Here is a 6,952-nt window from a genome sequence, read left to right as displayed (position 1 = left end):
CGAATGCAGGTCTATGCCACAGAATTTCATCACGGCCTCCTACGCAAAAGACTAAGTTCGCACCTTGAATTTTGCGCCACCTCCGTGAGGTGGGGAGGCCGGCCAGATGATTCTCAGATTTATTTTCTTCAGCTAATAATAAATCTGTCCCTTTTGGATTGTTTACCAGAGATCAATTCGGCCGCATTTGAACTCGATTAGGTCGCCAGTATTTATGCCGCCGGGTAAGTAATCATCGATTAATAATTTGATTCCACCCACGGCCACCAGATGCTCTGATGCATTTATTACTCTGGCAATTACTTTTCGAGATAGTCCAGGTTTTTCTGTGTTCCAGATCCCTACTGGTGACTCGCTTTCGCAGATCATTGCTTCTTTCAACGAAAAAACATGCAATGGATCATTTATTGTTTCTCCAATGTTCGCGCTGCATGGTTGAGAAAATGCAACGCAGGTAAAGTTTCCGTCGCTGATCTCAACTTCCGCCTCAGCCGAATCTCTGGATATCCAACTGATGTCCTTTATTAACATTTCTATTTCTCTGGTTTTAATCCGTACGGAGACTTCCATCCGATCTGAGGGTTTGCTCCGATCGTGTCTGTTTTTACCGATTTCGGTTGTGCTTTCCACCCTAAACTCGGAGCTTTATTTTCAAAGAATGAAATGGGTTTGAGGTGCATCGTAGTAATTTCTCCAGTAGCCCTATCGACCCCAACGAGCAAACCTTTTGCACTTCCAACCCCTCCAGGAATTGCGACGTAAGCGTTTAACTCAGGTGTAAACGTCCCGTTCCGAATAACGGAGTTGGCATCAGCCACATACTGTTCGAGTGTGTAGTTGTCGTGGCCTAGCGTTTGCCCAATTTCCTCTCCATGCTTCTCAAAGTGACGTACATCCTCTCCGGGTTTAAATTTTCTGTCAGCAATAGGCGGAGTTGGCGTCCCTTCTTTTACCTTCGGTACATCCTCTGGTTTCTTTGATGATCCAGACCCACCTTCGTTTCCTCCTGGGCACTCAGCTTGCCCCAGCGGGTCTATCCAGCCAGTAGGGTTAGTCACGTACTGGTAGCTATTTAACCCACCCGCAAGCTTGATCGGATCCGGTGTCAAAAACCGCCCAGTACCCGGATTGTAGTAGCGATGACGGTTGTAGTGTAGGCCCGTCTCGGCATCAAAGTACTGACCTTGGAATCGCAACGGGTTGTCGATTTCACTGACATCCAGCGCAGCGAGGTTGCCGTACGCACGGTACTTCGCCGACCACATGATCTCGCCACTGTAGTCGGTGAGTTCCTGCGGTGTGCCCAGATGATCGAGTTGATAGTAGAACGGCGTTGCCTTACGCGGGCCTTCGCCGTCGAGCATCGCGAGCGGGCGGAAGCTGCCGGGTTCGTAGATGTAAGTGCGATAACGGTTGTCCGCGCTTTCGGCGATCAGGCGTTCGCCTTGCCACAAGAATTCGGTGGTATGGCCATCGACAGTTTTCTCGATGCGACGACCGAAGGCGTCGTACTTATAGGATGCAGTGCTACCGCCCGGCAGGCTGACACCGACCAGACGATGCTGGCAGTCGTAGCGATATTCGGTGACGAGTTTCTGTCCGGTGCCGCGACGTTCGCGGATCAGGTTGCCATAGGCGTCGTAGTCGTAGTGGCGGTCGCCTTGCATCAGCAGACGGTTGCCTTTGACGTTGGCGAGGTTGGCTGTGCCTTCGTTGTTCTGGCCGAGCAGGTTGCCGGCCGGATCGTGGGCGAAGGTTTCAGGTGTCGCGCCACGTACGCTGGTCAAGCGGTCCAGCGGGTCGTAGTGGAAGCTGCGGTTGCCTTTTCGGCTGTCGTCGATGCCGGCGAGGTTGCCGTTTGCGTCGTAGTTATAGCGACGCTGGAACAGGTTTTTTTCACGCTGGCTGACGCTGTGCGCTTGCAGGCGACCTTGTTCGTCGTACTGGTACTGGCTGAGCAACAGTCCTTGCTGGCGCTGCTGCTCGCGACCGGCATTGAATTGGTGGCTGGTCAGGCGTGAGCCGTTGAGGTCGATGCTACTCAGACGTCCGCCTGACAAATGGCGGTAGTCGAGTGTGCTGCCGTCGGGGAGGCGGCAGTGACTCAGTTGCCCGACGCTGTCGTATTCGTAACGTGTGGTGCCCCAACCCTGGTGTTCGGTGATCAGGCGATCCTGCACGTCGTATTCGTAGGCAAGCGGCCAGTGCCCGTCGTTGACATTCACCAGACGGCCCAGGGCATCGTAGCTGTAGTGAATCTCTTCGCCATCGGCGAGGGTTTTCACCAGCAGTCGACCGGCAGCATCGCGCTGATATTCGGTGATCAGTTCGCTGCCGTCGTCGCCGAATTCGGTCTTTTTCAGCAACTGGCCATTGAGATCGTATTCGTACGCGGTGCGGCGGCCGTCGAATCCGGTTTCCTGCTGGATCAGGCCGTTGGCGTAGTAGTCGAGCTTGTAGTGCTCGCCGCGTTCGTTTTCGATTTCAGTGAGCAGTAGGCCCGCGTTGTCATAGCGATAGCGCAGCTGGCTGCCGTCGGGATTGATGCGGCGGCTGACCAGATGCAGGTTGTCGGCGTATTCGTAGCGTGTAATGCGGCCGAGCTCGTCGCGTTCAGCGGTGACGCGTCCGTAGGGATTGTAGGTGAAAGCCCGGGTGGCACCGCCGGGGAGGGTGATCTGGGTCAGGCGATCGACGGCGTCCCATTGGTAATGGGTAATGGCGCCGAATTCGTCCTGCCGGGTGATCTGGCGTCCGAGTGCGTCATAGCGATACTTGCGCTGACCACCGTCCGGAAGGCGCTCCTCCAGTAATTGGCCGAGGTTGTTCCAGCCCAGTTGATGGCGGCTGCCATCAGGATGGTGAATTTCTAGCAAGCGGCCCTGGCGGTCGTAGCTGTAGCGGGTTTCGTTGCCCTGTGGGTCTATTTGCTGGGTGATGTCGCCTTGTTGATTGCGGTCGTACTGCCAACGGGCCTTGCCACGTTTGACTTCAATCAGTTGACCATCGAAATAGTTGTAGTGGGTCGGTTCTTCTTCCGGCGGGATGACAGCCATCAATCGTCCGGCATCGCTGTATTGATACTCGGTGATGGCCCCCATTGGATCTTTTACAGCAACCAGACGTCCCTGATCGTCATAGGCATTTTGCGTTTCAGCTCCATCGGCAGCGGTTTCACTGATCAGCCGTGCATTTTCGTCATGCACGTAAACCTGTTCACTGCCATCGGCGTTGTGAACCGTAACCGTGCCTTTGTCATCCCACTCGTAGCGAGCTTCCAGTTGCGAATAGTTGGCCCAATGACGTACGCAACGGGAAAGTTTGCCTTCACGCTCCCATTCCCAGAAAAAACTGGCGCCACCGGCCAGTTGTCGCTCGAGAATGACGTGCTGATCGTTGTAGCGGTAATGCTCGGTTTCCCCTGCGGCATTGGATGCCGAGACCAATTGGTTGCGAGCGTTATAGCGGTAGGTGACAAGGTTCTGAATGGTCAGCCAAGGATCCTGGCGCTCACCGCGCTCGTCATACTCAGAACGCTGCTGTTGCTGATCAACGGCAACGATATGGCGATCGTCGTAGCGCAACAGCAACGCGCGGCCAGCACCGTTATCGATGCGCTGGATCCGCCCCACCAGGTCATAGCTGATACGCACCTGATTTCCGTAAGAGTCACTGACCGTCGTCAGGCGGTCTGCGCGAAAGTGATAAAAGCGTGGTTTTGCTCCTGCTTGGGTGAGAATCAGTTCATCCGGCGCACTGCCCAGATAAATCGCCGCCTGAGCCAGACTGTTGGTGATGGCTGGCCGTTGTTCGGTCGGCATCGGGAAGCGGGTCTGACGGTTTTCGTTGTCAGTCCACAACACGCCTTCATCGTTGATTTGCAGGCGATGGGATAGGGAGTGGCTCCAGCCATGGCCGAGACGCCCGTCGATTTCAACCGCGCTGCTGCGATAGAGACGTGTCCATTCAATGGGTAGCAGCCCACCCAATATGCCGTCAGTGAGCGTCAACAATTCCTCGCCGGTAACCATCGATACCGGTTCACCGTTAGTGCAGGTCTTATCGGCGCACTGAGCAGGTTGATCCGCCGGGTTTTTGGACTGGTCGGGCGCGTTGTCTACTTTTTCCTGTTGTTGAGCGCGGGTGCGGTTTTCCTTCTTGCCGCGTGTATGAATCTGCGCATCCGTCTCTACAGCACCTCCGGAAACGGGTGGTTTTTTCTTTGGTGGTGTGGCGGTCTCTGCGGGTTTTGGAGGCGCAATTTCTACGCTCGCCTTTCTCGCCTGGTTCAGTGGCGAATTGCCGTTGAGCATCAACGGTTTCGCCGTATCGGCGTGTGCTGTCGCATTCTTCTTGCTGATCTTCATCAGCATCGAAGTGAAGTCTTCAATCAGTGTCATGACCTTGCCGCTGTTCCTTGCAGCATTAAGGCCCTTGGTGCCAATACGGACGGCCAAACCGATCCCGCCCGTCAAAACAATACCGATCAGGATGTTCAGCAGTACTTCCGTAGTCAGTTCTGCCAGCACTTCAGTGCAGGTCTGCGGAGGCAGCATTTTGACCCACGCTACGATAGCTGCGACGTAGATCCACATAAGTGGCTCGTCACTGGCGATCAGCAGGGCTGTTTGAATGGCTTCTTTTGAAGCGTTATAGATCTTCTTTATCTGTTCTTCGGTGAGGAATTTTTTGAGTTTTTCGTAGTTTTCCCGAGGGTGTGCAACCAGGTCGTAGAGACTTTTGATGTCCCCCCACAGCCCCATGATAGCCTTGAGGAACCCCTTCCACGCCGACTCCAATTGCTGCAATGCCCGTCCAGCCATGGATGCATTGGTATGCGCTTGCCAAAGTGGCAGAAAGTCGGTGGTCCACTCTGTTTGCAGCCAGCCGCTAAGGTCCCCGATTACGCCTTGATAGGAGCTGAACAGGCTATCGATCTGAGCCTTGGTGGGATTCGGGAAAAAAGTGATTTCATATTGCTGATGCGGTTTGAGGCCAGTGACCTCCAGAATCCCGCTTGGACCGATTTTGACGTTGATCGGTTGACCGACTTCGTTCTTTCCGTAGAGCTTGCCATTCTCCACCGGCACCAGTCGCACCGGCGTATTGCCGATAGGTACAAAACGCGCAGATTCAAAACTATGTACAAGTTTGAGTTTGCCGTTGGCAGGGCAGTTGGCATAAAGGGTATTTTCCTTTTTGCTGTCTTTGTCCGCCGTACCGACTTCGTCACCGACCTTGAACTGTTGCTCTGCGTCCAGAATGCCGCCGTACCAGGCTTCGGCATGCTCGCGATAATCCTTCAGGCATTTCTTGAAGTCGCTGATGATGGCCTGAGCATCAGGCTGTTTTGCATTGAGATTGGCAACAATCTCACCCATCAAAATGCTCATACAGCCACCTCACTTTCCAGATGGGCCTTCAGCAGGCCGGTAAAATTTTCTTCCGTGAGTGGCGTGCGTTTTACGAAACGCGCCACTTTCTTTTGCAGGTTCGATTCAGGGAACGAGAAGTACAGGTCGGCATGTTCGTCCAGCAGCCACTGCATCATGTTGCCGATCACGGTCGAAGGGTTTTCGGCCATCAGGCTGTCCAGCAGGTCTTTCGGCACCTCCCACCACGGCCAATCCTTCGCCTTCGGCACCACCCTCGACCCGACTTCCAGGCTCCGCCCATTAATCAGATACCGCTCAAACACCGGCAACACTTCCCCGGCCGTCTCACCCAGCCCATCAAGAATCGGATAGATATGCCGCCCATCCCAGAACCGGAAAAACACTTCGGTCCCGTCCGGCATCTTCACTTGGGTCAAACTGCGCAGGTGTTCGAAAACTTCGTTGGGCTCCGAGCGGGAGACCGCCAGCCAGCCCCAGTCGAGGGCGTCGGTTTTGGTGATCCAGGGCAGGAAGGCCGAGTTGGCCTTGAGTTCGGCGACGTAAGGCATCACCGGTTGCCAAGTGGAGTAGGGCGTTCCACCCCAGACGGGAATGGCCTGCACGGACGGTTCGCTCTGATACAAGGCCTTGAGCGCTTCGGCATCACTGGCGGCGCTGACGATCAGATACAGACGTTCGTCTTTTTGCAGCGGCTGTTGTGCCAGCCAGTCCTTGGGTGTCAGTCGATTAGATGGCACAGGCACCTGCCTTGCATTTTTCACACTCTTCACAGAACGGCGCATTACGCTTGAGGGTGTTGATCTGCGCCGGGGTCAGTACAGCGCCAGCCTTGTCGGCATCCGCCTGCTTCAGCACGCCCGGCAGCAGTGGGGCGGCGCCGGTACCGCTCCCCGGTCCACCACCGGAGTTGATGTTGATCGCCGGCCCGCTCATGGTCACGCCGCCGCCATCGATCTTGATGAAGCTGCCCCCACCGACCAGCGTCAGCTCAGCCCCGGCCTCTAGCACCACCTTCATCCCGCTGCTCAGGTGAATTTCCTGGCCGGCGTCGATGAACTGCCCGGTGCCGATCTTGATGTGCTGGTTCACGCCCACGGTCAGGTGGTCGTTGGCGCGGGCTTCGACTTTGCGGTCTTCGTAAACGGTGTGGTGTTCTTCGGCTTTGAATTCCGTGTAGCTGTTTTTTTCCACGACGTCGTGGCGTTCGTTGCCGACGCGGATTTTCTGGTCGTGTTCGATGTTTTCGTCCCAGTCGCGCTGGGCGTGCAGGAAGATCTGTTCCTGGCCTTTCTTGTCTTCGATGCGCAGTTCGTTGAAACCGCCACCGCCCATCGAGCTCAGGGTCTTGAAGGTAGTACGCGTCTTGTTCGCCGGCAGGGCGTAGGGGACGGTGTTTTCCTTGTGGTACAGGCAGCCGCTGATCAGCGGCTGGTCGGGGTCGCCTTCGAGGAAGGTGACCAGCACTTCCATGCCGATGCGCGGGATCGCGATGCCGCCGTACTGGGCGCCGGCCCAGGCGGAGGACACGCGCAGCCAGCAGCTGGTCTTGTCGTCGG

At 55.8% G+C, this 6,952-nt stretch carries 4 protein-coding genes; all 4 read right to left on the bottom strand.

The genetic code is table 11. From position 1 onward, the window contains the following. Positions 1 to 162 precede the first annotated feature (162 nt). On the bottom strand, positions 163 to 531 hold the full coding sequence (locus tag EIY71_RS28280; RefSeq protein ID WP_134023982.1) for a hypothetical protein: 369 nt from the start codon (positions 529 to 531) through the stop codon (positions 163 to 165). Between the two features lie 2 nt (positions 532 to 533). Beyond that, complete coding sequence (locus tag EIY71_RS28275; RefSeq protein WP_256661112.1) at positions 534 to 5,393, bottom strand: RHS repeat-associated core domain-containing protein; 4,860 nt, start codon at positions 5,391 to 5,393, stop codon at positions 534 to 536. Then, entirely contained in the window at positions 5,390 to 6,133 is a 744-nt protein-coding gene (locus tag EIY71_RS28270) for a DUF4123 domain-containing protein (RefSeq protein WP_134023980.1), read from the bottom strand. The genes EIY71_RS28275 and EIY71_RS28270 overlap by 4 nt, the downstream gene beginning before the upstream one ends. Then, a partial coding sequence (locus EIY71_RS28265) for a type VI secretion system Vgr family protein (RefSeq protein ID WP_134023978.1) occupies positions 6,123 to 6,952 on the bottom strand: 830 nt, incomplete at its 5' end. The genes EIY71_RS28270 and EIY71_RS28265, both read right to left, overlap by 11 nt.

The organism is Pseudomonas sp. CH235, from assembly GCF_004368175.1.
Lineage (GTDB): Bacteria > Pseudomonadota > Gammaproteobacteria > Pseudomonadales > Pseudomonadaceae > Aquipseudomonas > Aquipseudomonas paraglycinae.
Note: the sequence above shows the minus strand (reverse complement) of the source record. Positions and strands in the feature narration are given on the sequence as shown.

Bases quoted from the DNA above. Each gene is read 5' to 3' on its own strand.
- EIY71_RS28280 (WP_134023982.1), bottom strand. From the start codon at position 531: ATGTTAATAAAGGACATCAGTTGGATATCCAGAGATTCGGCTGAGGCG.
- EIY71_RS28275 (WP_256661112.1), bottom strand. From the start codon at position 5,393: ATGAGCATTTTGATGGGTGAGATTGTTGCCAATCTCAATGCAAAACAG.